Annotated in this window: 45 protein-coding genes and 1 pseudogene; 37 read left to right on the top strand and 9 right to left on the bottom strand. The window is 41.6% G+C overall.

The features are described 5' to 3' along the window. Positions 1-76: 76 nt before the first annotated feature. The 3 genes and pseudogenes from J6836_RS07840 to csrA form a co-directional block, all read right to left on the bottom strand. Positions 77-592 (bottom strand): annotated as a pseudogene (locus J6836_RS07840) (hypothetical protein); the annotation flags it as partial. 82 nt (positions 593-674) lie between these two features. After that, positions 675-1,577, bottom strand: coding sequence for a recombination-associated protein RdgC (gene rdgC, locus J6836_RS07835; RefSeq protein WP_219248253.1), 903 nt, complete (start codon positions 1,575-1,577; stop codon positions 675-677). 151 nt (positions 1,578-1,728) lie between these two features. Further along, positions 1,729-1,923 carry a carbon storage regulator CsrA gene (gene csrA, locus J6836_RS07830; RefSeq protein ID WP_219248251.1) on the bottom strand — a complete coding sequence of 65 codons (195 nt, stop codon included), beginning with the start codon at positions 1,921-1,923 and terminating at the stop codon, positions 1,729-1,731. A gap of 258 nt (positions 1,924-2,181) precedes the next feature. Here csrA and J6836_RS07825 point away from each other — a divergent pair, with 258 nt between their 5' ends. Further along, on the top strand, positions 2,182-2,637 hold the full coding sequence (locus J6836_RS07825) for a hypothetical protein (protein ID WP_219248249.1): 456 nt from the start codon (positions 2,182-2,184) through the stop codon (positions 2,635-2,637). 23 nt (positions 2,638-2,660) lie between these two features. On the opposite strand, the gene J6836_RS07820 is transcribed toward J6836_RS07825, so the two are convergent. Both J6836_RS07820 and J6836_RS07815 read right to left on the bottom strand, forming a co-directional pair. Beyond that, complete coding sequence (locus J6836_RS07820) at positions 2,661-2,870, bottom strand: hypothetical protein (RefSeq protein ID WP_219248247.1); 210 nt, start codon at positions 2,868-2,870, stop codon at positions 2,661-2,663. A gap of 99 nt (positions 2,871-2,969) precedes the next feature. Next, positions 2,970-3,614 carry a LexA family protein gene (locus tag J6836_RS07815; protein WP_219248245.1) on the bottom strand — a complete coding sequence of 215 codons (645 nt, stop codon included), beginning with the start codon at positions 3,612-3,614 and terminating at the stop codon, positions 2,970-2,972. A gap of 101 nt (positions 3,615-3,715) precedes the next feature. Between J6836_RS07815 and J6836_RS07810 the strand changes: the two genes are divergently transcribed. The 13 genes from J6836_RS07810 to J6836_RS07750 all read left to right on the top strand — a co-directional run bounded on the left by J6836_RS07810 (position 3,716) and on the right by J6836_RS07750 (position 9,402). After that, the gene (locus J6836_RS07810) at positions 3,716-3,922 is read left to right on the top strand and encodes a Cro/CI family transcriptional regulator (RefSeq protein WP_219248243.1); all 207 of its coding nucleotides are present in this window, start codon (positions 3,716-3,718) and stop codon (positions 3,920-3,922) included. Positions 3,923-3,959: 37 nt separating this feature from the next. Beyond that, positions 3,960-4,415, top strand: a complete 456-nt coding sequence (locus J6836_RS07805; protein WP_219248241.1) for a YmfL family putative regulatory protein — start codon at positions 3,960-3,962, stop codon at positions 4,413-4,415. 61 nt (positions 4,416-4,476) lie between these two features. After that, positions 4,477-4,653, top strand: a complete 177-nt coding sequence (locus J6836_RS07800; protein WP_219248238.1) for a hypothetical protein — start codon at positions 4,477-4,479, stop codon at positions 4,651-4,653. Continuing rightward, positions 4,643-4,822 (top strand): DUF4222 domain-containing protein, encoded by a 180-nt coding sequence (locus J6836_RS07795; RefSeq protein WP_217008392.1) that lies wholly within the window; start codon positions 4,643-4,645, stop codon positions 4,820-4,822. The genes J6836_RS07800 and J6836_RS07795 overlap by 11 nt, the downstream gene beginning before the upstream one ends. Before the next feature lie 8 nt (positions 4,823-4,830). Continuing rightward, entirely contained in the window at positions 4,831-5,880 is a 1,050-nt protein-coding gene (locus J6836_RS07790; RefSeq protein ID WP_219248237.1) for a helix-turn-helix domain-containing protein, read from the top strand. After that, positions 5,880-6,125 carry a hypothetical protein gene (locus J6836_RS07785; protein WP_219248235.1) on the top strand — a complete coding sequence of 82 codons (246 nt, stop codon included), beginning with the start codon at positions 5,880-5,882 and terminating at the stop codon, positions 6,123-6,125. The genes J6836_RS07790 and J6836_RS07785 overlap by 1 nt, the downstream gene beginning before the upstream one ends. Further along, positions 6,125-6,658 (top strand): phage N-6-adenine-methyltransferase, encoded by a 534-nt coding sequence (locus tag J6836_RS07780; protein ID WP_219248233.1) that lies wholly within the window; start codon positions 6,125-6,127, stop codon positions 6,656-6,658. Before J6836_RS07785 ends, J6836_RS07780 begins: the two co-directional genes overlap by 1 nt. A 191-nt stretch (positions 6,659-6,849) precedes the next feature. Further along, positions 6,850-7,128, top strand: coding sequence for a hypothetical protein (locus J6836_RS22715; protein WP_255586350.1), 279 nt, complete (start codon positions 6,850-6,852; stop codon positions 7,126-7,128). After that, on the top strand, positions 7,125-7,511 hold the full coding sequence (locus J6836_RS07770) for a TFIIB-type zinc ribbon-containing protein (protein WP_219248230.1): 387 nt from the start codon (positions 7,125-7,127) through the stop codon (positions 7,509-7,511). The genes J6836_RS22715 and J6836_RS07770 overlap by 4 nt, the downstream gene beginning before the upstream one ends. Beyond that, positions 7,508-7,693 (top strand): Lar family restriction alleviation protein, encoded by a 186-nt coding sequence (locus J6836_RS23145; RefSeq protein WP_219248228.1) that lies wholly within the window; start codon positions 7,508-7,510, stop codon positions 7,691-7,693. Before J6836_RS07770 ends, J6836_RS23145 begins: the two co-directional genes overlap by 4 nt. Beyond that, on the top strand, positions 7,686-8,072 hold the full coding sequence (locus J6836_RS07760; protein ID WP_219248226.1) for a RusA family crossover junction endodeoxyribonuclease: 387 nt from the start codon (positions 7,686-7,688) through the stop codon (positions 8,070-8,072). The genes J6836_RS23145 and J6836_RS07760 overlap by 8 nt, the downstream gene beginning before the upstream one ends. Further along, positions 8,069-8,608, top strand: coding sequence for a DUF968 domain-containing protein (locus tag J6836_RS23140; RefSeq protein WP_219248225.1), 540 nt, complete (start codon positions 8,069-8,071; stop codon positions 8,606-8,608). Before J6836_RS07760 ends, J6836_RS23140 begins: the two co-directional genes overlap by 4 nt. A 14-nt stretch (positions 8,609-8,622) precedes the next feature. Continuing rightward, entirely contained in the window at positions 8,623-9,402 is a 780-nt protein-coding gene (locus J6836_RS07750; protein WP_219248223.1) for an antitermination protein Q, read from the top strand. A gap of 782 nt (positions 9,403-10,184) precedes the next feature. Here the strand turns inward: J6836_RS07750 and J6836_RS07745 are convergent. Further along, positions 10,185-10,511, bottom strand: a complete 327-nt coding sequence (locus J6836_RS07745; protein ID WP_219248221.1) for a hypothetical protein — start codon at positions 10,509-10,511, stop codon at positions 10,185-10,187. A 373-nt stretch (positions 10,512-10,884) separates the two neighbouring features. On the opposite strand from J6836_RS07745, the gene J6836_RS07740 reads away from it, so the two are divergent. Continuing rightward, complete coding sequence (locus tag J6836_RS07740; protein WP_219248219.1) at positions 10,885-11,112, top strand: hypothetical protein; 228 nt, start codon at positions 10,885-10,887, stop codon at positions 11,110-11,112. Positions 11,113-11,219: 107 nt separating this feature from the next. Beyond that, positions 11,220-11,417, top strand: a complete 198-nt coding sequence (locus J6836_RS07735; protein ID WP_219248217.1) for a hypothetical protein — start codon at positions 11,220-11,222, stop codon at positions 11,415-11,417. 5 nt (positions 11,418-11,422) lie between these two features. On the opposite strand, the gene J6836_RS07730 is transcribed toward J6836_RS07735, so the two are convergent. After that, positions 11,423-11,683, bottom strand: a complete 261-nt coding sequence (locus tag J6836_RS07730; RefSeq protein ID WP_219248215.1) for a hypothetical protein — start codon at positions 11,681-11,683, stop codon at positions 11,423-11,425. A gap of 213 nt (positions 11,684-11,896) precedes the next feature. On the opposite strand from J6836_RS07730, the gene J6836_RS07725 reads away from it, so the two are divergent. The 7 genes from J6836_RS07725 to J6836_RS07695 all read left to right on the top strand — a co-directional run bounded on the left by J6836_RS07725 (position 11,897) and on the right by J6836_RS07695 (position 14,838). Further along, positions 11,897-12,121, top strand: a complete 225-nt coding sequence (locus J6836_RS07725) for a hypothetical protein (protein WP_219248213.1) — start codon at positions 11,897-11,899, stop codon at positions 12,119-12,121. 56 nt (positions 12,122-12,177) lie between these two features. Beyond that, entirely contained in the window at positions 12,178-12,426 is a 249-nt protein-coding gene (locus J6836_RS07720; RefSeq protein WP_219248210.1) for a hypothetical protein, read from the top strand. Between the two features lie 114 nt (positions 12,427-12,540). Next, entirely contained in the window at positions 12,541-12,861 is a 321-nt protein-coding gene (locus J6836_RS07715; RefSeq protein WP_163861255.1) for a GrlR family regulatory protein, read from the top strand. Positions 12,862-13,173: 312 nt separating this feature from the next. Continuing rightward, entirely contained in the window at positions 13,174-13,593 is a 420-nt protein-coding gene (locus J6836_RS07710; RefSeq protein ID WP_219248208.1) for a putative holin, read from the top strand. After that, positions 13,593-13,961 carry a hypothetical protein gene (locus tag J6836_RS07705; protein ID WP_219248206.1) on the top strand — a complete coding sequence of 123 codons (369 nt, stop codon included), beginning with the start codon at positions 13,593-13,595 and terminating at the stop codon, positions 13,959-13,961. Before J6836_RS07710 ends, J6836_RS07705 begins: the two co-directional genes overlap by 1 nt. Next, positions 13,958-14,389: a structural protein gene (locus tag J6836_RS07700; protein ID WP_219248204.1), complete on the top strand. Its 432-nt coding sequence runs from the start codon at positions 13,958-13,960 to the stop codon at positions 14,387-14,389. Before J6836_RS07705 ends, J6836_RS07700 begins: the two co-directional genes overlap by 4 nt. After that, positions 14,386-14,838, top strand: coding sequence for a lysis protein (locus J6836_RS07695; RefSeq protein WP_219248203.1), 453 nt, complete (start codon positions 14,386-14,388; stop codon positions 14,836-14,838). Before J6836_RS07700 ends, J6836_RS07695 begins: the two co-directional genes overlap by 4 nt. Before the next feature lie 2 nt (positions 14,839-14,840). Here the strand turns inward: J6836_RS07695 and J6836_RS07690 are convergent, their stop codons facing one another. Then, the gene (locus J6836_RS07690; RefSeq protein WP_219248201.1) at positions 14,841-15,053 is read right to left on the bottom strand and encodes a HEAT repeat domain-containing protein; all 213 of its coding nucleotides are present in this window, start codon (positions 15,051-15,053) and stop codon (positions 14,841-14,843) included. Positions 15,054-15,269: 216 nt separating this feature from the next. Here J6836_RS07690 and J6836_RS07685 point away from each other — a divergent pair, with 216 nt between their 5' ends. The 8 genes from J6836_RS07685 (at position 15,270) to J6836_RS23135 (ending at position 22,457) form a co-directional block, all read left to right on the top strand. Then, entirely contained in the window at positions 15,270-15,458 is a 189-nt protein-coding gene (locus J6836_RS07685; RefSeq protein ID WP_172767698.1) for a hypothetical protein, read from the top strand. A gap of 849 nt (positions 15,459-16,307) precedes the next feature. After that, positions 16,308-16,895, top strand: coding sequence for a hypothetical protein (locus J6836_RS07680; protein WP_219248199.1), 588 nt, complete (start codon positions 16,308-16,310; stop codon positions 16,893-16,895). Between the two features lie 126 nt (positions 16,896-17,021). After that, a complete protein-coding gene (locus J6836_RS07675; protein WP_219248197.1) occupies positions 17,022-17,651 on the top strand; it encodes a putative metallopeptidase in 630 nt (209 codons plus the stop codon). Positions 17,652-17,681: 30 nt separating this feature from the next. After that, positions 17,682-18,170 (top strand): DUF2280 domain-containing protein, encoded by a 489-nt coding sequence (locus tag J6836_RS07670; RefSeq protein WP_147675542.1) that lies wholly within the window; start codon positions 17,682-17,684, stop codon positions 18,168-18,170. Next, a complete protein-coding gene (locus J6836_RS07665) occupies positions 18,167-19,741 on the top strand; it encodes a terminase (protein ID WP_219248195.1) in 1,575 nt (524 codons plus the stop codon). The genes J6836_RS07670 and J6836_RS07665 overlap by 4 nt, the downstream gene beginning before the upstream one ends. After that, positions 19,741-21,111: a DUF4055 domain-containing protein gene (locus tag J6836_RS07660; protein WP_219248193.1), complete on the top strand. Its 1,371-nt coding sequence runs from the start codon at positions 19,741-19,743 to the stop codon at positions 21,109-21,111. Before J6836_RS07665 ends, J6836_RS07660 begins: the two co-directional genes overlap by 1 nt. Then, the gene (locus J6836_RS07655) at positions 21,108-22,229 is read left to right on the top strand and encodes a hypothetical protein (protein WP_219248192.1); all 1,122 of its coding nucleotides are present in this window, start codon (positions 21,108-21,110) and stop codon (positions 22,227-22,229) included. Before J6836_RS07660 ends, J6836_RS07655 begins: the two co-directional genes overlap by 4 nt. A 12-nt stretch (positions 22,230-22,241) precedes the next feature. Then, complete coding sequence (locus tag J6836_RS23135) at positions 22,242-22,457, top strand: hypothetical protein (RefSeq protein ID WP_219248190.1); 216 nt, start codon at positions 22,242-22,244, stop codon at positions 22,455-22,457. Here J6836_RS23135 and J6836_RS07645 read toward each other — a convergent pair. Next, positions 22,440-22,652: a hypothetical protein gene (locus J6836_RS07645; RefSeq protein ID WP_219248189.1), complete on the bottom strand. Its 213-nt coding sequence runs from the start codon at positions 22,650-22,652 to the stop codon at positions 22,440-22,442. The two genes, J6836_RS23135 and J6836_RS07645, sit on opposite strands and share 18 nt — an antisense overlap. A gap of 218 nt (positions 22,653-22,870) precedes the next feature. On the opposite strand from J6836_RS07645, the gene J6836_RS07640 reads away from it, so the two are divergent. From J6836_RS07640 to J6836_RS07615, 6 genes are all read left to right on the top strand, one after another. Further along, positions 22,871-23,635, top strand: coding sequence for a hypothetical protein (locus J6836_RS07640; protein WP_219248187.1), 765 nt, complete (start codon positions 22,871-22,873; stop codon positions 23,633-23,635). A gap of 13 nt (positions 23,636-23,648) precedes the next feature. Continuing rightward, a complete protein-coding gene (locus J6836_RS07635; RefSeq protein WP_219248186.1) occupies positions 23,649-24,611 on the top strand; it encodes a major capsid protein in 963 nt (320 codons plus the stop codon). An 85-nt stretch (positions 24,612-24,696) separates the two neighbouring features. Beyond that, positions 24,697-25,176: a DnaT-like ssDNA-binding protein gene (locus tag J6836_RS07630; protein WP_219248185.1), complete on the top strand. Its 480-nt coding sequence runs from the start codon at positions 24,697-24,699 to the stop codon at positions 25,174-25,176. Between the two features lie 2 nt (positions 25,177-25,178). Continuing rightward, positions 25,179-25,532, top strand: coding sequence for a hypothetical protein (locus J6836_RS07625; RefSeq protein ID WP_196718801.1), 354 nt, complete (start codon positions 25,179-25,181; stop codon positions 25,530-25,532). Between the two features lies 1 nt (position 25,533). Further along, a complete protein-coding gene (locus J6836_RS07620; RefSeq protein ID WP_219248183.1) occupies positions 25,534-26,115 on the top strand; it encodes a hypothetical protein in 582 nt (193 codons plus the stop codon). Beyond that, positions 26,112-26,513, top strand: coding sequence for a phage tail terminator-like protein (locus J6836_RS07615; RefSeq protein ID WP_219248181.1), 402 nt, complete (start codon positions 26,112-26,114; stop codon positions 26,511-26,513). Before J6836_RS07620 ends, J6836_RS07615 begins: the two co-directional genes overlap by 4 nt. The last annotated feature ends 27 nt before the right edge of the window (positions 26,514-26,540 follow it).

Here is a 26,540-nt window from a genome sequence, read left to right as displayed (position 1 = left end):
AATAAATGTCACCCCAAGCGTATTCACCACGGATTGTGCTTAATCTTATATCTGCATCGAATTTAGGTATCGTTCCTGTTAGCTGGTTATAGCGATAAATAAACATTGCTCTTGCTTGTACAGGTGACAATGGGCTAACTGTAATTAAATCAGTTGCCGGAATACCGTCTAAAATTGGCCAGTAGTTATCACCGTCAACTTCTAAATCTCGACGTTCTGTTGCTAACATTGTTAAATCAGCATAATGCACAACATCACTTAAATTGGCTGGTAAGTTCCATTTGTCAGTTATTACCAGTTGTACTCTGCGCTCAATTTCCTTGTATTCTGGTAACAGCGCTTTTAATGGGCTAGGCAAGTCTTTGCAATATGCTTCCGATGCATCGTGCAGTAATGCTTCCAGCGCATATTCAGGCGGTACAATTTGACTCACATAAACAGAATGCTGAGCAACAGAATAAAACTGGTTAATTTGCCCGGCAAAGCGACATTCATTAGATAAACCCTGCGCAATATCATTGATATCGATATCATCCGCACTGATATTGATAAAATTAAAATGTTTGCCAGTAAAAGTTGAAATATAAGACATAATTAATACTCCACACAAAATTTAGATAATAAGAGTCCGTCTCTTAATAAAGAGAATTAATTCCTTGGTGTTGGCTAAATAGTTACTCTGATTCTTCTTTGTATTTTAATAATTCGATTAATAGCTCGATGGTATCTATCATATAAAACATAAATAAAGAATTTACATGTCGATGACGGAAAGCTCTATCTCCATCACAATAAACTTCACTAGTTGGTTTTATTCCCTTGAACTCGAAGTTATCACTTAATTTAAAGACAATATCAAGCGTTGCTAATTCCATTAGGCTGACACGAAATCCATTTGATAAACTCTCACTTAATTCGCGTTGAACATAGCACAGTTCAGCGTCGTATTTAACAGATTCTAATTTCTTCTCAACTTTTCTTTGCAGTAAGTAGAAATTACAAGGGTATAATCTCCCTCCAAAGCTGTCTGCTGGCGGTTCGTTGTTTATGTAGTTAATTAGGCGAGTTGTTATACCGTTCTTAGCATCATCAACATGGATTGTTTCTGTTTTTACTGAACCACAAACCTTAATTAAACATCTAACAAGCGCTTGGTGCTCTGGTTTGCGAGTGCTCGATACAATAAGAAAGCCTTTTTTAACGTGATAAAGGGCGGTGATGATTTTTGTTTTAGTTAAAGCAACTTTAAGCATTTCCTCTATAGCAATTCGCTTTACTTCCGCTTCATTTAAGTCATTAGCGCCTTGTTCTTTCAATTTTTCAATGCGTCTATTAACCTCAAAGGCGATAGCTGCTTTAGGAATTATCTTTTCATCAATACGAAAATTAATAATATAGCCACCTTCAATTGGTGTAACTAATTCACCAGTGATTTTATTAGGAATAAATCCGTAGCTAATAGAATGTGACTCTAAAATATCAACAAAGGGTAATTCTTTTAAATGATTTTCTAAAGCTTCGGCGTTGGGTAATTCAGCTTTAAAAATAACACAGCTAGTAATTGGAAAACGTTTCATTTGTTTTTTCCTCAAATATAATTAACTCCACACAATAAATAAGACCACTGACAATATATAAAGACATATTACCTAGTATGGACTGACATAAAGTCAGTGGCCTTATGTATTATGAAAAAGGGCGGTGCGATACCGCCAAAAACTACAAGGGTCAATCACTAGCAGTGGCAATACTGTTTTCAGCTAAGATACGCTGATAAATTTCTTCACGATGTACAGCAACATCCTTTGGAGCTTCAATACCAATCCGCACTTGGTTTCCATTGAGACCCAAAACAGTAACCTTAACATCATCACCAATCATTAAAGTTTCACCGACTCGGCGAGTTAAAATAAGTCTTCCCATACTAAGCACTCCACACAGTTTATAAGGTTGCCTGAACTAACTTATCCACATCAGGCGGCTGTGGTTCCTGCTATTCCCCAACAGAAGGAACTTTGATATATTTCCCTTACCTCAACAGAAAAAAAGGAAATATGAATGTCAACCTACGAAGAAAAACAGCTACCTAGAAAACCTGCACCAGCTCATAAACCTGATGGTCAAGTACCTAGGAAGCCAGCACCGGCACCAAAGCCACCCCAAAAATAAAGAGGTATTACCATGAGCCACCAAGATCCAATTTTTAACATTACTAGTTCTTACTACCTAAACGAAATGCAAAGTGTTCTTTTAGGTCGGATTGATAAATTTATATCAATCACACTTTTTGTTCTTGGCGGCTCCGTAATGCTATCTTTCTCAAGCCTGTTCATTGTTGGTGCCTTAATTTCTATTCTTTCAGCGCTCCAATTCTTTTTGCAGTTCGGTAAGCAATCAGACCTTGCAAATGAGCGATCAAAAAAATACCTATCTCTGCTGCACAACTCCGACATCATCCCAAAAGAAGAACTACACCGACAATTCGAAGAGCTATTAAAAACAGACATTCCCGTTTTTGGTGTTCTTTACAACCCAGCCTTCAAAAGGGCAGCAATAAAACTAGATCGTGTTGATGACACCACGCTAACCAAGTTTGAATCTGTTGTAGCTTGGCTAGCTGGAGATCTTCCTCGCTAATACCCCACACATTTAAAATTCAGTTAAGCACTAATAATGACTTGGCAGCGTTCAGATTGGTCGAAAATTTGCTCATCAAGCTTTTCTAGCTGCCGCTGCAGGTCGACTTGCTTAGCTTTAAGTGCCGCCAGCTTTTGAAGTTCAGCGGCTTTCTCCATAATCCATGCCGCAGCATCTTCTTGCGACATAGCAACGCTAAAAGTGACGATTGGTTCATTTGAATTAGTTTGCATTGAGCACCTCCTAAGTTGTCTTAGATATAAACTAATTCAACTTAGGATTTGTGTCAATATAAAATCTAAGAAAACTTAGATTAAAATTAAGGAGGGAGGTTATAGCTCGTATTGAACACCGCGAACGAGGCCGACTATTTCGCAGTTACCGTTGATTGGGATGTTGTTATATCGAGGGTTTAGTGGCATTAAAAACTTGTTGGGGCCATCAACAACATAACGTTTTACTGTAACTTCATCAGAGCCTTGCAATCTAGCGACAACAAATTTACCACTGACAACCTCAGCTTCAGGATCAACTATAACTGTTGACCCTTCTGGGATTGACGGTAAGCCATAAGGGTTTGTCATAGAATCGCCAATGACGCGCAGGGCGAATGATAGAGGTGATACTTTAAGGGTTGTCTCTATAAACTCTAAATCATCATCGTAGATCTGATTTGGTGCATAGTCAGTGAAGTTGCCAGCTTGGACATAAGATAAAATCGGCACTTTTTGGGCGTTCGTGATTATGTTGGATGCCTGCTTAGATGGAATACCATACAATATATACGCTTCAGTTGTATTGAAATATCTAGCTAATTTCAATAGAGCATCACTTCGCGGGGCATTTAGGTCTCTCTCCCAATATCCGACTGTAACATCAGACACGCCACAATACCGCCCAAGTTCTTTTTGGGTGGTTTTAGTGATGTCTCTCAAAGCTTTTATTCTGCTTCCGATGGTGTTTTCAGTTTTACTCATTCCTAAGTCCATTTCATACAAACCTAAGTTATCTTAGTTTTTATTGACCAAATATAAATTAACAATTAATATCTAACTTAACTTAGAAATCAGGAGGTGTTATGACTACAGAGCAGATCGAAAAATACTTCGGAACAACTAATAAAATTGCTGAGTTTTTTCGGATAAGCCCCGAAGCTTTTTACCAATGGAAAAAACGACCAAATCAACTAATTCCGAAAAATCGTGCCATGGAGGCTGATTACAGAACGAAAGGTGAATTGAGATTTAACCCAGAGCTTTACCAGAACAGTAGCAAAACCAACTAACCGAGTTAACTACCAACAAAACAACGGAATTGTAGATATGTGCAAACAAACATTAAAAGAAGTCGTGAAAGAGATGTGTAAGGCGTACCCCGGTGGTCGTTCAGCGATGGCTGGCGCATTGGGTATGACAGAAACCACGTTCAATAACAACTTGTATGAAAAAAACGGGTGTCGTTTTTTTGAGCGTGAAGAACTTGAGGCAATGGAGGATTTATCTAACACCTCATTTCTTGCTGGGTATTACGCAAACAGAAGAAATTTGCTGCTGGTGGAAAAGATAAGCCCAGAGGATTTAGACGAACCCGAATTATTTAAATTACAAACTCGAGCATCAACAACTCGCGGTGAGTTAGTTGTATTCATTGGTAAGGCATTGGAAGACGGTGTTGTTGATAGACATGAAGAAAAACAAATTCTGACCATGTTGGATAGGGCAATCGCAAGCACTAGAGGGGCTATCAATGCGCTCATTAAATTACATAAGAAAGGTTGACGCCCCAGATATGCGGTCCGAGGCGTCGGGTGCTAATAACAACTTGTGTGGAGTAACTAGCATGAGCAGTGTAACGAATTTATCGGGTAGAGCGCAAGTACGCGCTTCAATCCGTAATAACCGTTTCGTCTATGAGATTAAATTACCAAATGGTTACCAAGAAACCAACTACCCATTTATGCAGTGGTTGGTAGATGAATTTAATGCCAATTGCGGGAGAGGGGATCATGTCCAATGAAGACGCCAATAATCTCAATCGCATTTATCTGGATAAGCGGGGTATCCGTGTTCGTGTCATACGTTATGACCGAGTCAAGCAGTGGGTCATTTTCATGCGTGACGGTTATGAACATGAATGCTTCGCCCCTTTGTACAGATTTAAAGCTGAATATACACGAGTCGAATAGGTAACAGCATGAGCGTAAAACTATCAAGTTATGTATGGGATGGCTGCGCAAGTGCAGGTTTAAAAATAACCTCTGTTGCGATTATGGCCCGTCTTGCCGATTTTTCTAATGATGATGGAGTATGTTGGCCATCGGTACCGACAATTGCTCGGCAAATAGGCGCGGGTGAAAGTACAGTGCGTACGGCAATTAAAAACTTAGAGAAAGCGGGGTGGTTATCAAGCGAAAAGCGCCGTAAAGGTAACCGTAACGCAAGTAATATCTATCAATTGAATGTTGATAAATTAGCTTCAGCGGCAATGGCTGCACTTTCTCAACCATCAGCTTCTGATACGTCAAATCCTGACGCATCAAATTCTGTTGCATCAAAATCTGTCCCGTCAGAATCAAGCAAAAGTAACCGTTTTGACCCGCCAGAATCTGGGGGCGATCCGTCAGTAACTTCAATACATGATCCATCAGTAACTAACTCTTCGTCGCAGAATTCTAGCGAATCCAGCGACCAGTCAAAAATTGATTTTTTAAATCGTTACCCAGAGGCGGTGATTTACAGCGCTAACTTCCAGAAATGGGGCTCAAGCAATGACATCAAGTGCGCTGAATGGTTGTTTGACCGCAAATGCGAAGTTTTCAAAGACTTAGGGCTCAAAGCTCCTAAGGAGCCTAACTTCACCGATTGGGCTAACGAAGTTCGCCTGATGGTCAGTGTTGACGGGCATAGTCACAAAGAAATTTGCCAATTCTACAAGCGTGTTACCCAAGACGATTTCTGGAAGAAAAACGTTCAGTGCCCAAGAACACTGCGCAACCAATGGGATGACCTCGCATTGCGTTTATCTGGTGAGCAAAAAGTGAAAGTCGATGCAGTTGAGCGTGATGAAGCATTTACACGGATCATCGGTTCCCGTTCAAAACCTCAAAACCGCACTGAGGAAATCGCAAGTGAACTGGCGGGTAAATCAGGTGTTCGTCGCATGACTGATTTTGTAGGCCGTAAGGCATGGGCAGGCATTTGGCAGCAAGCGGCAGAGCAAGCAGCGAAAGAGGTGACAGCGTGATGCGTAGTGAATCTAAGGAAATTTACGGGGCTAACGTTTTTGGTTTAGTCGCCATGTTTCATCAATTGCGCCGCTGGTGGGCTATTCGTGAATTGCGTCGTCAGTGGAACCAAGATAGATATTTTTTAACGATATCTAGGAAATATAAGCACTTAAATTGCTTAGTTGATGGTTTCAGTGTTCAGCATCGCTATAAGCATGTTCGCTTATTCGCAGAGGTCTTCAAGCAAAAGGAGATTATCTAATGGCTGTTTATTCAAGTAATACCGCGCCCGAAGATAAAGATTGCTGGCAAACACCTCAGTGGCTATTTGAAGCTTTAACGCTTGAATTTGGTTTCTGGTTAGATGCTGCGGCAAATGAACAAAATGCCCTGTGTCCATACTTTCTCACCATAGAACAGAATGCATTGGAAATCGATTGGGTAAGTCGTGGCGCCATATGGTGTAACCCGCCTTATAGCAAGATTAAACCGTGGATCGCTAAAGCTGCGGAACAATGCACAAAGCAAAATCAGCCAATAGTTATGTTATTGCCAGCAGATAAATCAACATCCTGGTACTCATTGGCGCTAAAAAGTGTTGATGAAGTTCGAACTATTATCGATGGCCGTATTAATTTTGTTGATCCCAATACTGGAAAAGAGAAAAAGGGCAACAGTAAAGGATCAATTCTTCTTATCTGGCGTCCATTTGTAGAGCCAAAAGCAATTGGTACGCATGTCTCAAAAAATCGCTTAATGGAAATAGGCAAAGCAATTTTGGGGGTGGCAGCGTGAGAGTCGACACTTACCAACAGTGCATTGAAATAATTAAAGCGGGTCGTCAATTCGACACCTTTAGTACAAATCACCTCAAAAGCGTGTGTGGGTATCATAAATTATTATCCAGAAGAATGCTTGTCATCCTGATTGATCTTGGGTGCGTCAAATACCTTGGTGAAATGAAGAAGGAGGGTAAGGGGCAAGCAATGAGCCATTATCAAGTGACGCCATACACTATCACCAAACTAAAACAGTCAATTGAGAAAGAGAAACAAGAAAAAGAGCGCAAGCAGGCTATAAAAGCCAAGGCAAAGCTTAAATCGCAGCCACCAGCCGAGCCTAAAAAAGTGGATGAAATCAAGAAGTGCGAGCCTGAGTCTCAATTCGAGTGTGGGATTAAAGTTGTTGAAAAAGCTTACATAGGCGATATGGGAAACCAATCACTTAAACAGTTAGATCAGTTGCTGGCGGGGGTGAGGCCATGAGTGCAGATGACAATGTTATTCAATTCAAAGCGCCTAGTGATGCAATTCCCACTATCGACACGGAAGTAAAGGGAAGAAAAAGCAGACAGCAAATGTACTGTAAGCATCATTCACTAGTTATCGATGAAGAGAATAGAACAGTTGAATGCAACGATTGTGGCTGTGTTGTCGAGGCTTTCGATGTTCTGTTAGCTAGGGCGAATAATGCCGAGTCGGTAATCCGAGGTATGAGTGAATTACTTGATAAGCGTGACGAACTGCGCAAATCAGTCGATGGGCTTTTGAAGGAAGAAAAGAACACTAAAGCTAGATTACGTAGCGCAAGAACAGATTTAGCGTTTATTGAAAATAAAAAGCTTCAGCATGAGGGAAAGGTTGGATGAAAAATAAAATGCCAGAAATTCAGCCTTGCCGTTATTGCAATAGTTCTGACGCGACAGTTGAAAGTCATAGCTATAGAACATGGTTCTACGTTCGTTGCCATAGCTGCGGTGCTAAAGGTCCCGATGTTAATGATAAGCCAATGGCGGTGACTGTATGGAATAAGGGGGTAATTAGTGAGTAATTCAATTTCTCTAATTTTACCTTTTCCTCCCAGCGTTAACGCTTGCTGGCGGAACATTAATGGTAAAACGTTAATCAGTGCAAAGGGACGGGCGTTCCGGGCAAATGCAGCAGCAGCCATCTATGAGCAATTACGTAGAAGACCGAAAGCAATCACTGAGCATGTATCTGTCATTGTGAAGATGTATCCACCGTCAAAACGCAGAATGGATATTGATAATTACTTGAAAGCGCCTTTTGATGCATTAACGCATGCTGGCGTTTGGAGTGATGACGCTCAGGTTAGACGTGCAGTCATTGAGTGGCATGAAGTCGTAAAGGGCGGTCGATTTGAAATTGAGATAAGGCCACTCAATGCAGAAGTGGAGAAAGTATCATGAGCCACCAATGGATATTAACCCCAATAATAATCCCTGAGCTTAGCGCGGTGATATTCAGACCAGGAGCAAGCCTAAATTTGTTTAATGGCAGAATGCTGATCACGACATTACCTGATGAATTAAAGCATCAACCGTCAGGCCTTATCTCTTTTTCTGACCCATACCTCAGCGACGTAGTTAATGATGAACGGGTATCGGAAACTGTATTAAATTTAACCATCGACCCCGAGCCACCAGCAAGTCTAATGCTAAAGCCAAAGTTTAAACGCTGGACAAGCGACGAATATCTTAAGTGGGTTAAATCACAGCCCTGTTGTGTTTGTGGAGCCACAGCAGATGATGCTCACCATTTAATAGGTTACGGGCAAGGTGGAACAGGCACCAAAGCCCATGACTTGTTCACTATTCCATTATGTCGCATTCACCACAGCGAGTTACATAAAGATCCAAATGGGTGGGAGCGGGAGCACGGAAGCCAAATCATTTTGTTATTTAAATTTCTAGATCGGTCTATCGGTCTGGGCGTTTTTGGTTGATAGAGGCGGATATCATGAAATTAGAAAATGTACTTAAAAACTTTCACCCTAAGTCACCTACATTCGGCAATGTAGCTGGCTGCACATCCCCAGACCGTTTAACAGGTACCGATATTATGGCGGCTGTGGGCATGACTGAATCGCAAGCTGAATTCGGTATGGCGGCTTTTTTGGCGAAAAATGATATCAGCGAAGAGGATAAGTTTTCTACAGTGGAAGCCTTAACTCAATACGCTAAAAAAATCACACCAAAGCTGGTGGCTAAAGCTGCAGGTAAAAAATTAGGTTATTGCTTAATTGTTCTGGCCAGAATGGCATTTGAAGATTATGCCCGTTCAGCCGGTTCAGTTTTTCCATGTTCAGCATGTAGCGGTAAAGGTCTTATTTATAAGCGCAAGGACGTAGTCAAACATCCTGGTATAACGAGACTAGACGGAACAGTGGTTATTGAGCCATGGATTGAAAACGAAAAGGTGGATGAGTTATGTGTTTCTTGCAATGGAAAAGGGCAAATAGCGCACCGTTGCCGCTGCAAAGGGCGAGGTAAGGTATTAGATGACATTCAAACTAAGCTGCAGGGTGTTCCTGTATTTAAAGATTGTCCTCGTTGTGCTGGTAAGGGGTTCAACCGTGTACCGTCGTCTGTGGCATATAATGCAATAAGGCATTTAGTACCCGACCTTAACGAAAGAACATGGCGTAGAAACTGGAAGCCGTTCTATGAAAAATTAACAAGCAAGTGCTTTATTGAAGAAAGCATGGCGGAACAAGCATTTAGTAAAGTGATTAAGTGAGTTGTTCGAATAAATAGTAAAACTTGAATTTTGTCCGAAATTGGCTTATTATCTTCCAATAATGGACATTCTATACCTAGTCGCATTAAACCAATTCAAGGCCTCGCAATCGCGGGGCTTTTTTGTACCTAAAACAAACATAAGACTTGCTGTTACGTTTGGTCAGAGTTACATGTGTAGTTAATGAAATGTTACAATTATTAATTGCAAGTCAGATGGCTGTAGCATAACCTACGTGGCGCTATAGGTATCAAGGATGATTAGCAGGTCCCTATAGCGGAACCCGTCAGCAATGGCGGGTTTTTTATAGAGCGGATTAAGGATACTTTTATTGGCCAAGCTTTAATAATCTTTCTATTAACTATCATGCTAAAAATAATAAGAAAGGAATGGAGTATGGAATACTACGTAGACACTTTAATTGATGAATACGCTTATCATCGTGTGCATAAAGGGGGCTGCGGATATCTACCTGAGGGTAAGAGACGATTATTCCTAGGTAAATTTGATAATCATTTCTCAGCCACCTATGTTGCTCAAATGTATTTTTTCCCGAAAGTTAAAGCATGCCCTAATTGCTGCAATACTTGATTGTATATACTGAACGTGAGAAAACTAAAAAAGCCACCCCACGAGGTGGCATAAATTAGAAAAAATGACAAATTTAGTTAGCAATGTACGAAGAATCACCTTATCATTAATTTTACTTAAGGTAAATGAGTAAAAAGTATTCAGCTCACATAACAGCCACAACATATTAAATATAATTATCCGTCAAATATTTAATTGGTTGTTTGTTGATTTGATTGTCCGTACATCTCATTTTGCATGCATTTTGCGTGAGTTGGACCTCTCTCTGTTCCACACACTTTTAGTGCCTCATTATGCTTTTCACATAGAGCGGTATTAACAGTACTAGAACAGTCTAACAACCGAGGACCTCTTACTGTTGATCCTTGATTGATGTTTTGCATATTAACTCTATTTTGATTAAATGGGCGTTCATTAGCCGTATCTTGCCAACGAGGATTATTTGAGTTTTTCCATGGCCCTGGTTGTGCAATTGCAATTATAGGAACCAATAGAAGTAGAGGAAATAAAGCTTTCATAATCTGACTCCTTATATTTCTAATTAACAGGTAGGTGCTAGATTGCTTTTTTAGTTTACTTAAAAACCTTTTAAAAAGTATGGAGATATAATGAGATATATTTGAGGATTTTATGATGATAATTTATGTATGGGGTGCTTAGTATTACTTTGGCGTGTTTCTCATAATGAAAAGATAACTTCACGTGGTAGGCCCGCTGCTTTTGAAATCCACTCGTAAAGCTGGGAGTTACCTTTTCATTGTGGATAACGCGAGTGCTGAGTACCTACCCATATATTCTTTCAATTATTTACCTGCGTTAGATCTATTCATTGATACAAAGTTGTCTATTTGCTAGGTTGAAATAACAGGGAAAAGAATAAGGCAGGGCGTTATGGATTATTATTTAACAAAAAGCGATCGTGGTGGAGTGGTCATATTACACAAAAAAGCATGCCCGAAACTTGCTCAACACAGTGATGCTACTTATGTGGGTTACTACTTTGGTGAATATGGCGCAATACAGAAAGTTAAGAGTATGACCACGAGCACTGTTGTTAGTTGCCCTGAATGCATGAGTGATATGCAAGCTGAGAATAGCGTTTTTGAAAAAAAACGATAAATACTAGTTACTATCATTTTAAGTATAGGAAGTAATTCAACAACAAACTATTCCAAGGGCTACGCATCTACGCATTGCGTGGCCTTTTCTATTTAAGAGAGGTAGTTATGAGTCGAAATATCAAGAAAGCACGAATTGCCCGCATTTCTAAGGTAAAGGCAGACCGTAGTTTAGAAGAACGCGTAATAGCATTAGAAAAACAGCTCAATGACATGCAAGCGGCAATGAGCTGTGGGTCTAAAATGGTCAGAATAGCATCTGGAAACTTTGAACAATCAATAAAAGCAACCCTTTCTATGGGGTAAGTTGATTATTTCATATACATATTCATATACTTGATTTGCTTTTCTTGCAAAATCAAATCAGTGTGAGTTGAGCTTTTATTTTGCTTAGTCTTTTCATAGGAATTGACCACCATTTTCTTAATTAACTCTTTATCATCTTCAGTTAAATATTTTTGGATCAGTACATTCAATATAGTCCACTGCAAACCTGTTTGTGCAATTAGGTTTAGTATTACTTCATCAGTATCTGAAAATTGAACAGAATCAACATTGTTCGTTTCTGACATAACATTTCCTTTTTCGAAGTTAATCAGCCATCCCTTCGGTAAGTCACATAGGGCTGAACCTCTAACTTAACCTAAATATCAACAGAATTCATTAACCCACACTGGCTTCTGTAGCTGGTGGTTCTGGATTGTGAAAAATGTGAATATCGCTTAAGTATTGTTTTGTTGTTCCATGTATTATCTCCTAGCGTACGCAACAACTGGAGAATAAGTATGGATTACTATGTTCACATATTTAAAGATGCACAAGGTGACTACGAGGTACATCAGGATGGATGTCAGTATATGCCATTGCCGTCAAATAAATTGTATTTGGGGAATTTCTCAGTTGTCACTCAGCAGTATTGGCGGCAAAAAATCAAGGATACACTCCAGCCAATGGTTGTTATTGGTGTAGCAGGGGTTGTCATACATCTTAAGCTATCAAATATGAATTAACTTAAGGTCTCCATTTGGAGGCCTTTTTTATTACCTATGCACTAAGGAACGTAACTATGTACGCACTTAAATTAATAACTGAACGTGAAGGCCGTAAAGTTGAAGAGTCACATTATTTGGGAAATATGTACCGGTTGGAGTTTTATCCAGCGGTTGATAATCCCGATATTGCCGCTCGATTAGAATACACAACAAAAGACGGTGTACCTGCATTTGATATTAAGCGAACTGACCATGCTTACATTACTACGGTAACGGGCGATACAGTTCGGGTTATCTGCAGAGGTAAAACACCTTCTCATTAACAACGGGCACTTGGTTGTTTTATTTCTGAGAGTCACATATTAGATATATTTATCGTTATGCAGTATGGTCTATTGGCTGATTTTTCAGCTAAACAATTACTGCATGAGGTATATATGAAAGATGGGATTTACTACGTTACTTTTCGAAGTAATATGCAAGATTTTGGAAATGGCACGGTAGTCGTTCGAAATCACGAAGTTAATGGTGGCGATTTTGTGTATTCATACAAGGGTCGAGTGTTAGCAAATGATGTTATTTTGCAATTAGAACAACATGACAAGTCTGTAACTTCTGTGTTTGGTGATATTGGCAATTTTACTCTTGGTTTATTTACATTAACCACTCCCACTGGCTATATATTGAGAGGTGGCGTTCAAGGGATGCCAGAAACCATGATTGAAGTAGAAGCAAAGTTTATCGGGGATTTATATTAAGGCACCTCTATAAATGACAAGGTCACTTAGGTGGCCTTTTTTATTGGAGATAATATGAAAAATATATTTATTAATCTATGCATTAAATTGTCTGGTAAGACTAAAGAACAGTTAAGTTTAGCCTGGTCATTTCATTACTTTCTAACTCGCTCAAAATACAAAGCCTATTGGCGAGCTGTATTTCATTAATTTATCGAAAACCTCATGCAGAGAAATCGATATCTGCGCGTAAGGCGGAGTTGCGCCCGCCACCTATTCAGTTCTAGCTGCTATTGCTGGTGGCTTCCTATCAACTAAAAACAGGTGTCATTTATGCCACACACAGTAACAGCAGGTATCGCCGTCGGTGGTGCAGTAGGTGGTTCGCTTGGCGGTATGTTATTTGGCGCTGATTATGGCGTGGTATTAGGCGCTATTATTGGTGCTTCTGCTTCCGTGATAGCGTCGAAAGACAATAACCGACGAAAGATACTGCATTTTATTCTCGCTTTTTGTGCAGGAATACTCGTTGCTAAAGAAGCATCCGAGGTGATTGCTCAAGTTTGGACTTGGAATATCAGCCCTCGAATAATGGCTATTGTAGTTTCAGCCTTGCTAATCCCCGTTCTGGTACTTGCTGCAAACAAAGACAACCTTAGAAAGTTGTTTAGCCGTATTGCAGCATCAATAGACCGAAACTTCAGCAGTATCGTACAGGCCATTAAAGATTGGCGAAATAAAGGGGGTAACTGATGGACGCCTTCTTAACAGTTTTTACCACCGTGACGCGCTGGATAGATATCAATCCTCTAGGTTCCGCTGATATTTTATTTAAATCAGCCTCGGCAATCACCGTGTTTTTGTGTCGTTATGCTAAGCGCCGAGATTCGATTATCGGTACGGCCTTATTTATTTGCTGGGTTTATCAAATATACCAAACCGTTGCAGGCGACCGAATAGCAGCATCATCAGATGTATTGCTCAGCGGTATTTTGTTTATCGTCATATTCTCAGCGGGTGGCAACATCATGTCGGTTGTTGTCATCAGTAAACTAATGTCCCGAATCAAATCAATCTGGCTGCTAATTAAGCGGCCTTTTACTTTTATGGTGAAGAAATGAGTAACCAACAGCGAAAAATAGCACGCGGTGAGCGCAATAATAACCCGGGTAATATTGACTATAATCCTGCGAATAAATGGCAGGGTCAGATAGGTATTGAGATAGGTGTTGATAAACCTCGCTTCTGCCGCTTTGAAACGGTTGAATACGGCATTCGTGCCATCTATAAACTACTTCAAACTTATCAACGTAAATATGGGTTGAATTCTGTAGCCGCAATTATTAACAAGTATGCGCCACCGATTGAAAATAATACGTCTGGTTACATTAACCGCGCTGCTGCTTCAATTGGTGTAGGTATTAATGATCATATCGACACTAATAATAAAAAAGTGGGGATTGCATTAGCAACTGCAATTGTCAGCGTTGAATTAGGTTATCAACCCTATAGCGAGGCTACGTTCGAAAAAGCGTGGAGCTTGCTGTGAACAGCTTAAAATCATGGCTACCTGTTCTGTTGTGGGGTGGGTTGTGTATTGCTTTGTTCTTTTCGACTAAAGAAATTATTGAGCTTGGTAAAGAGAATAAAGACCTAAAGAAAGCAAACAGCTCCCTCGTTGCTGAAATGGCAGACTACGAAAAGCGTATTGAATCACTTCACGAACTCGATATCAAACACACAACGGAACTCACAAATGCAAAAGCTAAAATTGACCAGCTGCGTATTGCTGCTGAGCGCAATCCTGAGCGGGTGTACATCAGAGCCAGTTGTCCGAAAGGCGAAACCAATTCCACCTCCAGCTTGGATGATGGAACAGCCGCCAGACCTACTGACTCCGCTATCGGAAATTATTGGTTACTCAGGCAACGAATCGCAGAGTCCAAGCAAATGATACTTGGCTTGCAAGATTACATTAGAGCAGAGTGTTTAAGATAAAGCTAAAAATAACCTGAAAGCTTGCTTAAAGCTTTTATTGCTGAAATAGCGACATCTTTATTAGGGTCTTTACATAATTCAATCAGCCTAGAAATAGCTAAATGTTGCTCAATAGTGGCTTTATAGTCACCAAGCGCACTAACAGCTGCTATTTTAACGTCATCATTGCTTCTGCGAGTTAACTCAACAAGAGTGCCTATTATATTGTGTTCCATGTATTTATTAACCTATGTGTAGTTTTCTTTTGCCTAATTTTATATAAGTCTATATATAATTTTCATTTGTAAATTTTATATAAACCATATTAATCATTATTTTCACACCAACAGCGCTTGGTGACTAATTAGAATGATTAGTGATGATAATTTAAGAGATGCGCAAGAAAGCAATACGGGAAATTGAACAACAACGACATAACTAACGAGGTTTACATGTCAAATCCAATCATGAAGTATTTTGAATATCAACACTTACCCGCTCACCTGCAAGAGGTTAGCAAGCCAATTGGTGATCTAGCTAAGCAGATGGATGAGCAGTTACCAGATGGTGCTGAGAAGTCAGCGGGGCTTCGCAAGTTGCTTGAAGCTAAAGACTGCCTTGTCCGTGCGAAATTAGGTTAGTTGCAATAAAAAAGCCCCTCGTTGGCGCGGGGCAAATACTACACTTGGAATGATTATTACTAATTATATGAACAGCCCGAGTAGGGGTCGTTGATAGTACCAATATAAGTTAAATAATCTAGGGGTTAATTGTTACAAGATACGGAAAAGACTATTGATTGATGAGTTTGATAGCAAAAAAAGCCTACACAGCGGTAGGCTAAAGATGTTGCTTTATACAAATGAATATCAGCGTTAAGCCTAGCAGGTTATTTCAAATGCGCAATTATATTGGTGATTATCAAATGACATAAAAAAAAGCCCATCTATAGAAGGGCATATCTAATGGAAATGTAGCTTTATCATTATTGTTGTAGGACCAGTCATCCTTGACCAGCGGCGAGATATTATCACTACTTATTACTTAATCCAAATCGGAGTATCAATCAAATGGGTAAATTGTACTAACACCAGAACAAATTAAGTATCTTCATGAGTTCGCACAAGAAGAAGGGCAACCGTCTTACACCATTGAAGTGGGTAAGGTCTTTGATGGTTATGAAGTAGTTTATGAAGGGCTGTTGGCTTATTCAGGCTCAACCGAACACGGTGTTCTGCAGCTAGAGAACTAAAGATAAAAAAAATAGCCCATCAAGGATGAGCAAATAATGCAGTAATTTCACTATATCCTTGTCACGGGATAGTAAACAATGAGTTAGCATAAATCTTATTGTTATTCCCAATGACTCTGGGTGTACTGCATGAGGTCAATGACAGTACGTGTTTATTCAAACAATAGCCATCTTATATTTGTAAAGGTTCATAGCCATCAGCTAATCACTGGTGGCTTTTTCATTTGAGGAACAAGTCATGTCAGATAAAAAAGAAATAGCCACCCTATCTATAAAGATATCAGTCGATAGCACTGACTTAGATAAGCTGGAAGCACAATTAAAACGTATTGAAGGTCTAATGGTGAGCACTGGATTAAAACAGCCAGCTCAGCAAGGCTTCACAATGGATTTTGGTATATTCAACCCTAAAGGGTGTTTAGAACCTGTGTTTACAGTTTCTTCTGGCAGAGTGTTCATTAATGATGTGTTTATTGAGAATGGCACTATAGAGAAAATAGTACTGCCGCCAGTAAAAGAAGGTGCTAGAAAAGGCGCTGAGCAAGCGCGGTTTGAAATAACCACAGGCATTAATGATAACCGTGAGCAAGTATCTGCTGAGATGATCCTTAAATCTTCCGCTGAAATTAGCCGAACAAGTGAAGTTATTTCTCGTGAGCAGTCAAAATACGAAAAGCTTCAGCAACTGATTGAGGATAAGTTTAATTACTTGGAGTCTTCAATTACAGCCATTCAGCATACGCAAGCCAACTCAGAGATAGCGAGCTCGAATGCTATAGAGCAAGTTCGCGCTGAAATTCAACGTAAAGAACCACTTGATTTATAAAATTCTACAAACGTCATTCACTGAGTGGCGTTGATAGAGTTTTATATAGGTTTTTATAGTTTAACTTCACAACGGATCTTGAAGATATATCGATATGTCCAGTTAAATATTCTGATTGAGGAAATTATGAGTGATGAAGCATTTGCTAGGCCATATCCACCTCATGAGTTTATCGAATCATTTTCTCCACATATAAAAATAACGCCTGCTCCTGAGGTTAATGAGTGGGTACAGCAACACCTACTCAATGATGACGGTGATATTCATAATCCTGATCATATGCACTTAATTGATGCGGATATTTGTTTTATGTGGGCCTCAAACTCATTCAATAAGAAAGGTCGGTATGTGCTAGGTCAATGTGAAGAAGTCATGATGCGTGCTGGTGGCTGGCAGAAAGCCAGAATGGAACAACAAATGTATGAATGGTTTGGTCGTATACCTAAGTTTGTTATCACATTAGCTGCTGATTACTGCGCTCAATGTTCGGATGCCGAGTTTTGTGCATTGATTGAGCATGAGCTTTACCATATAGCACAAGACATGGATGAATTTGGCGCACCCAAGTTCACTCAGGACGGTATGCCTAAGCTGAAATTAAGAGGGCATGATGTAGAAGAATTTGTCGGCGTTGTTCGTCGATATGGCGCTAGTGAAGAGGTTCAAGCAATCATTGATGCCGCAAGCGAAAAACCAGAAGTGGCTAGGTTGAATATATCCAGAGCGTGCGGAACCTGTTTAATGAAACTGGCTTAAATTTTTGACTAGTTTTGACAGGTATTGATTATGGCAGCGTTAAAATCAGAGGTTAAAATTTATATTATTCAATCCCTTGCCTGCTATGACACCCCCTCTCAAGTGGTTGAGTCCGTCAAAAATGAATTTGGGTTAAAAGTGAGCCGCCAGCAAGTTGAATCTCATGACCCAACAAAGTCAAGTGGGCGTAAATTGGCGAAAAAGTGGGTAGAGCTTTTTAATGAAACCCGCGAACGATTCCAAACCGAAATAACAGACATCCCCATAGCGAATAAAGCCTACCGTTTGAGAATGTTAGACCGAATGGCGGTTAAAGCTGAGAACATGCGTAATTTTGCGTTAACGGCACAATTGGCTGAACAAGCAGCAAAAGAGTGTGGGGATGTTTATACCAACAGACACAAGGTAGAGCAGAAAGTTGAGACGACGCACAACATTATGCCTGTTCCTGCTTGTGACAGCGTGGATGATTGGGAGAAAGTCGCACAACAGCAACAGGGCGGGGTATTAGGTGAATGAATTACAACGTAGTTTGGAAGCCTTTGCCTGGTTCGCAGTCGTTATCCTTAAGTTGCCCATGCAATGAAATACTGTATGAAGGCACGCGAGGTCCTGGTAAAACAGCGGCACAGCTTGCCCGTTTTAGGCGCAATGTGGGTATTGGCTATGGTTCATTTTGGCGCGGTATCATATTTGACACGGAATACAAAAACCTTGCTGACATCATCACGCAATCAAAGCGTATGTATCGGTTGTTTAAAGATGGCGCTCGCTTTCTTGCTTCAGCCTCAGAATTGCGTTGGGTATGGCCGACAGGTGAAGAGTTACTATTTCGTTTTGGTAAAGAAGCGGATGATTATTGGGATTACCATGGGCAAGAGTTTCCCTTTATTGGTTTTAACGAGTTAACCAAGCAAAAATCAGCTGATTTCTATGAGGCAATGTTCTCTTGTCGACGTTCATCATTTAGGCCAAAAGATTACCCCCTTGAAAATGGCACATTACTAAAGCCTATTCCGCTTGAGGTTTTCAGTACGACCAACCCGTTTGGTATTGGTCATACATGGGTGAAAAAGCGTTTTATCGAACCAAAGCCACGAGGAACCGTTATTCGGGAAACACAGAAAGTGTTTAACCCTCAAACTGAGCGTGACGAAGAAATCACATTAACTCGCGTCGCTATCCACGGTTCATTTAAAGAAAATCCGTACTTAGATCCCCAATACATCGCCACGCTCATGAGCATTAAAGATCCAAACCGTAAAAAGGCGTGGGTGGAAGGCTCTTGGGATGTGACAAGCGGGGGGCGTTTTGACCATCTTTGGAATGCAACACACCATGTTATTAAGCCGTTTCAGATCCCCGACAGTTGGATTGTTGACCGCTCCCATGACTGGGGGGAGTCAAAGCCATTTTCTAACTTATGGTGGGCGCAATCGGATGGTACCGAAGCCACCTTACCCGATGGTCGTAAGTTTTGCCCACCAGCAGGGACGTTAATTTTGATTGGTGAGTGGTATGGGTGCCCGCCTGATGAGCTCAACAAGGGGCTGAATATGTCATCAACCAATGTTGCTAAAGGCATTAAGTGGATTGATGAGCGCTTAGCTGGCTTAGATAGCGTTATCCCTAGTGAAATAGTTCAAGACGGTATTACACAGGGGCAAATGAATATTATGCCAAATATCTGTAAAAAGGTGATTCAAGGTCCTGCAGATAATTCTATCTATACCCCTAACGATGATGAGGACTCTATCGCACAAAAAATGGAGGCTCAAGGTGTCGAATGGATGAAAGCGAATAAAAACCCCGGCTCCCGTATTAACGGTGCATCACTTTTTGCCGATATGCTCGAGGCCGTGATTGAAGGTAAGAAAAAAGAGTCAGGCATACCAGAAAAAGCGGCATTTTATGTCTTTGACTATTGCCGAGGCTGGATCAGTCGAGTTCCTGTTTTAGTTCGAGACTCTAAAAACCCTGATGATGTAGATACCGAGCAAGAAGATCATGACTGGGATAGTACACGCTATCGTGTTCTCCATAAACCGAGTCGTCCAGCCTTTGGCATTAATTTAGGAACAACCTTCTAATGAGTACAAACAACGTTGATTTTACTCGCCCTGAATACAAAGCGGCTGCACCTCAATGGAAGTTAGTCCGTGATGTATGTCGAGGTGGCGAGGATATAAACACTTATTTGCCAGAACTTGTCGAGCAGGATGATGCCCGTAAAAAGAAACGTAACAAAGACTATCAAGACAGGGCCGTGTTTTACCCCATAACGGGCAATACCCGAAACGGTATGATAGGCATGGCGTTTAAAAAAGACCCCTTAGTTGCCGTTATCGAAAAGCTATCGTGTTTAAAAGACGATGCTGACGGGGCAGGTTCAAGTATCTATCAATTGGCTCAGTCTTCACTTGAGTCAGTATTAGAAGTCGGTCGGCATGGTCTGTATGTGGATTACAACAGCGATTCGAAACTCCCGTACATATTCCAATATCGTGCTGAAGACATCATTAACTGGCGTACAGCGCGTATTAATGGGCGCACGATGTTAACGCTGGTGGTATTGCGTGAAACGGTAGAAGAAGAGGACGGGTTTGGTTTTAAGGATGAGGTTCAATACCGTGTATTAGCCATTGAAGACGGTCATTTCATTTGCCGTGTTTATCGTAAGGCGGCAGGGCAAAGTGTATTTCAAATCGATTCTGAGTACATGCCTGAGCGTGCAGGCAATGGTGTGTGGGATGAAATCCCGTTTACGTTTATTGGGGCGCAGAATAATGACCACACGATAGACGAGGCACCCTTATTGGGGCTGGCAAAGATTAACCTAGGGCATTATCGAAATTCGGCCGATTATGAGGACTCTGTTTTCTTTTGTGGCCAAGTTCAGCCATACCTTGGTGGGTTAGATACCACGTGGCGAGATCATTTAGAGAAAACAGGGGTTATTGTGGGCTCTCGTTCACCTGTTATGCTGCCTAAAGACGGCTTTTTTGGTTACGCTCAAGCACAACCTAACATGTTGGCTAAAGAGGCGATGGACAGTAAGCGTGATTATATGGTTGCGTTGGGTGCTCAATTGGTCTCTGCGGATAGCAAGGTCAAAACGGTTATTCAGTCTGTCGGTGAACAGAATGCCCAAACTTCCATTTTGAGTATTTGCTGTTCAAACGTTTCCGATGCATTTAGTAAAGCGCTAATGTGGTGTGCTGAATACTTAGGTTTAGATACTGCAGACATTTCGTTTGAGATTAACAAAGACCTTGTTAACCACATCGCAGACAGTGCGATGATCCGCGAAATAGTTTCAGCATGGCAATCCAGTGCAATACGTAAGTCTGACTTAGTCCGTAGTTTGCAAAAATACGATGTTATCGACCCTGCAGATGATATTGAGGTGGTGGTGGATGAACTGAATACCCAGCAGCCCACGATGGTAGGTGAAACGTGATATCCGTGAATACGCAGTTAATGGATGAGTTAATGGCTCATTCGCTCTTTTCGGGTCGCTATTCCACCAGCGTCGCTAAACGTATGGTCAAGGTATTGAATGAGTTCGATGCTGAGCTCACGGCAACATTAATTACTGTACTGGATGATGCTGACATTGATATCAATAGCTTTACGGTTAGGCGGTTGGAGTCATTATTGTCCAGCGTCGAACGGATTAATGGTCAAGCAATAGAGCGGGCATTTGCGTTTTTATCAAATGAAATGAAGGCGTATGCTTTTCATGAAGTCAGTTTTTATCCTTCCTTGTTCAATGCGCTGCTGCCTGATGCAGTATTACGCCATTATCCCTTTATGGGGATCAGCGAGGAGATGTTATACGCCTCAGCGATGTCTCGACCTTTCCAAGGGAAGTTATTGTCTGAGTGGGCATCAGGGCTAGAAAAAGACCGTATGACCCGTATCAGCAATACCGTGCGTAATGGTTATCTCAATGGGGATAGCGCCGTTCAAATCGGGCGAAAAATTCGTGGTCATGCGAAGCAGAATTATAAAGACGGCGCATTACAGATGAGCCGTGCAAATGCCACCACGCTAGCCAAAACAGCTATCAATCATGTGCAAGCCACTGCACGTGAACATTTAGTGGACGCCAATAAAGACATCATTGATTGCAAACAGTGGCTCTCAACGCTGGATAACAAAACCTCTCATGATTGTATTGTGCGTGACAGGCTGAAATATACTTTAAGCGGTCATCCGATTGGTCATAAGGTTCCCTATAAACGCGGCCCCGGCAAAATCCATTGGGGATGCCGCTCAACGGAAACACTCATTCTTAAATCGTGGCGTGATTTAGGCATTGATGTGGATGAAATGGACAATGAAACTCGTGCTTCGATGGATGGGCAAGTTCCCGCTAAAACGACGTATTTAGAGTGGATCCAAAGGCAACCAGAATGGCGACAGCGCCAAGTGTATGGTGAAGTGCGGTTTAGATTGATGAAAGAGGGCGGCATGGCCCCTTCTGAGTTTTATACCGATAAAGGCGAATTTATTCTGTTGTCCGAATTAAAAGCGCTGGATGAACGGGCATTTAAAGAGGCGGGCTATCAGTGACAGAGGGTAATTATGGTGAATAAAACGAGTCAATTTCTCACGTTAGAATATGAAGGCATTGAGTATGTCATTAATAAAGACTCAATATGTCATATGTATGAAAAAGAAGGCTATCACGGTATTGAGGGGCATTTGGTGTTAAAAAGCGGCAAGGAGTTTATTTACAGTATGCCGCTTAGCGAATTGCGTAAGGCGATCGAAGATAAGTTTCTAATGGTTAAAATATAGATCCTTTGGTAGCGGCTCAGTTTCTTTTCTTTTTTGCTTATCAGCAGCTTCATAGCACTCTGGGTAAAGCGCCTCAATTTCAGCCATCAATTGATCAGGCGTTTTAATTGAACTTTGCTTAGCGGCTAATGCTAAAGCCATATCAAAAGCGACCCTCTCTACTGGGTTATGATCGGTAATAACCTTTTTAGACATTGATTTAGTCCTTTTTATCACTGGGGAAGCCAAAGTATATCTGATTTATTACTGGGGAGTAATAGACCACCTCGCCTGATGTGGTTAAACGCAGGCATCGTTAACTCATTCAAGTATTCAATATTAGACCTCTAGTAGGTCTTTTTTTATGGCTTAAATTCAGCTGAGGGCTGAACTAACTCAACGCGCTAGGCGCATTCAATCCCAAGGGGAATCACATGTTATTTATGAATATCGAACGCAAATACTATTCACAGGCTGGTGGCGAGGATAAAGGGGGCGGTGCTGGTGGTGCTCCCGAAATCACACCTGAAATTCAAACCCTTATCGACCAGCAAGTGTCTGGACTAAAAGCCAAGAACACCGAGTTACTCGGCAAAATCAAAGAGCAAGGCGATAACCTGAAGCGCTTTGATGGTATTGACCCTGACACGGTGAAAGGGATGCTTAAACGCTTTGAAAATGACGAAGAAGCCAAACTCATTGCAGATGGCAAGATTGATGAAGTCATTAATAAGCGTACCGAGCGCATGCGTGGCGATACAGATAAGCAGTTAAAAGAGGCTAATGCCCGCGTGGAGAAAGCGGAAGCTTTTGCCAATAAATTCCGCGCACGTGTGTTGGGCGATGAAATTCGTTCAGCGGCGGGTAAAGCGGGCGCATTAAGCAGTGCGCAAGAAGATTTAATTCTACGTGCCAAAGGCATTTTTCAAATCAACGACGAAGGTCAGGCCGTCGCTGTTGATGAAGATGGGGATCCAATCATGGGCAAAGATGGCCGAACACAGTTATCCCCTATTGAATGGATTGAATCCCTGAAAGAAAGCGCACCGCACTTATTTCCTGCCGCATCGGGTACAGACGCGGGGAAACATAAGCAAGGTGGTGCACACCTTAAACGTTCTCAAATGTCCGCCAGCGAAAAGGCTGAATATATTCGCCGCTATGGCCGTGACACCTATTTAAGACTTCCAAAAGAGTAAGGAAATATAAGTAATGGCTACGACAACTAATAGTGATTTAGTAATTTATAATGATTTGGCACAAACCGCGTTCTTAGAGCGTCGCCAAGATAATTTAGCGGTATTCAACCAAGCATCGAATGGTGCAATTGTACTGGATAACCTATTTATTGAAGGTGATTTCCGTAAACGTGCTTTCTATCAAATCGGCGGATCTATTGAGCACCGTGACGTTGATTCAACAAAAGCCGTTGAGAGTAAAAAAATCGGTGCAGGAGAATCGGTTGATGTCAAAGCGCCGTGGAAATATGGCCCATACGCAACAACCGAAGAGGCATTTAAACGCCGTGGTCGCGATGTGTCTGAATTCTCTGAGCTGGTGGGTACGGATGCAGCAGATGCTTCGTTAGAGGGGTATATTAAATACTCTTTGGCTGCATTAGGTGCAGCGATCGGCAATAACAAAGAGATGGTTGTCACGGCGGATATTGCGACCGATGGCAAGAAAACACTGACCAAAGGTTTACGCAAATACGGTGATAAATTCAACCGTGTTAATTTATTTGTCATGCATTCAACGACCTATTTTGACATTGTTGATCAGGCTATTGATAACAAAGTGTATGAAGAGGCGGGTGTTGTTATCTATGGCGGTCAGCCCGGTACGCTGGGTAAACCTGTGTTAGTCACAGATACCGCGCCAGTGGATGCTATCTTTGGTCTTGTTCCTGGTGCTGTCACTATCACTGAATCCCAAGAGCCGACTTTCCGCTCGTTTGAAATCAACGACAAAGAGAACTTGGAAATTGGTTATCGTGGTGAAGGCGTGGTTAACGTGGGGGTTCTTGGCTATAGCTGGGATGAAGCAAAAGGCAAAAACCCTGACTTAACCAAGCTGGGTACAGCGGGTAACTGGAAAAAACACTTTAAGAGCGACAAGTTAACAGCGGGCGTCATGATCAAGCTGACCGATGCAGGTGCAGACGTGGGAAAGTAACTGAGCCAAAAGTAGTGGAGACTGAGAACGCTACTGATGGTAAATGATAATAGGGGCACTTTGCCCCTTTATTTTTGAGGGGCTTATGATTGATTCAGATAAAACCTCCCTGACCTTTAACAGCTATGCTAGCGTAACGGATTTAAAGGCCTATGCTTCAGCAAGGCAGTTAACGCTCCCTAATGAGGGATTAGAAGGATTGCTCATTGTGGCCATGGACTATCTCGAATCCCAAAAGTGGTTAGGCAAGCGAACCGATGTTCATCAGCTGCTCTCTTTTCCTCGTACGGGATTAATTCGTGATGGTATTGCGGTTTCAAGTGAGATTATTCCTCAGCAAGTTATCCAAGCCCAATGCCGCTTAGCCATTGAATCTCAAGAGAACGACCTGCAACCCACTTTAGGCGGGGAAATCATTGCAGAACGTATTGAGGGCGCAATTGATTTGAAATACGCGGAAGGCACCAATACAGGCGCTCCGAATTTTGCTTGGTTAAAAGGCTTATTATCGGGCTTGATTGATATCTCTGAGGGGTTCGCCATTAATACGTTTGCAATGAGGTAGCCATGAATATCTATCAGCGTGGTCACCACACAGCGTTGCGAATGCTGAAGAAATACGGTGCTTCATACCCAGTTAAACGGGATGGCAAACATTGGGTTGATGATGAGACGGGAAAAGAGCACCACGCGCCTGAAACCGAGTTTCTCGCCACAGGGGTTAAGGTGCAATACAAACCTCATGATATTGACGGGACGCTTATTCTAGCGACAGATATCAAAATGGTCTTTTCACCTGACACGGTTATTCAGAAAGGGGATCGGGTATTCGTTGACGGGGTGTGGTTGCGTGTACAAGAGCCTAACCCAATTAAACCTGCTGAACTCGTAATTTGCTATCAATCTCAATTGAGGGCGTGACATGTCACAATCATTTATGCGTTCAATTAACCTGTTTGTTGATAATGCCCAAACAGACATGGAAACGGTTGTTAAGAAAACGGGGTTTAAAATTTTGGCTCAGTTGGTTCAAATGTCACCTGTCGGTAATCCTGAACTCTGGGAAGTCAACCAGACGGCAGTCAGTTATAACCAAGCAGTATTTGAACACAATGAAGAACTTAGAAAAGACCCTAATAACCTTACTCCGAAGAAACGCCAGTTAAAAAAGCGCGTGCGTATCAATGACTCCATGGATATCAAAGCCCCTTCGGGTTATACCGGTGGGCGTTTTCGGGGTAACTGGCAAGTGACGTTTGATACACCTGCAGACGGTGAGACAGGACGAATTGATAAATCAGGCCGCATGACCGTCTCTATGGGAAATTACGTCATTAAGCACTTCAAGGTAGGCATGAGTGCTATCTACTTTACCAATAATGTGCCCTATGCTTACCCGTTAGAAATGGGCCATTCAAAGCAAGCCCCGAATGGCATGGTGGCTATCACTGCACAGAACGTGAGTCAGTTCTTTAGAGAGGCCATGGCTGAGGTGAAATCATGAAGCAATCCGAAATTAATCAGTCAATACGTGCGCTGGTGGCTCAGATTGCGAAGCAAGAGGGGTTAAAGGTGGCATGGCCTAATATGGCTTTTGATGAAATTAACTCCCCTTATTTGCAAATGCATATTTTGCCAGCGGCAACGGAGAATATGGGGCTAGCGCTCGATATGCCGATTTTAAAAGGGGTCATTCAAATTAATCTTGTAGGCAAGGTGGGGAGCGGTGACGAACACTTAAGCCTGATTGCGGATAACATTAAAGCTCAGCTTGAGAATGGACTCACACTGACCAAAACCCTTTATCTCAATAGTGAGCCAAATCAATTACCCCCTCTCGTGGGGGATACCCACTACACCATTCCCATACGCACATCCTATCGATGTGATTCAGTTCGATAACACCGCCAGCTGGCGGTTTTTTTATGC

Origin of the sequence: Providencia sp. R33 (assembly GCF_019343475.1) — a bacterium.
Classification (GTDB): Bacteria; Pseudomonadota; Gammaproteobacteria; order Enterobacterales; family Enterobacteriaceae; genus Providencia.
The sequence above is the reverse complement of the archived record's forward strand: the minus strand, read 5'-3'. Positions and strand labels throughout refer to the sequence as shown.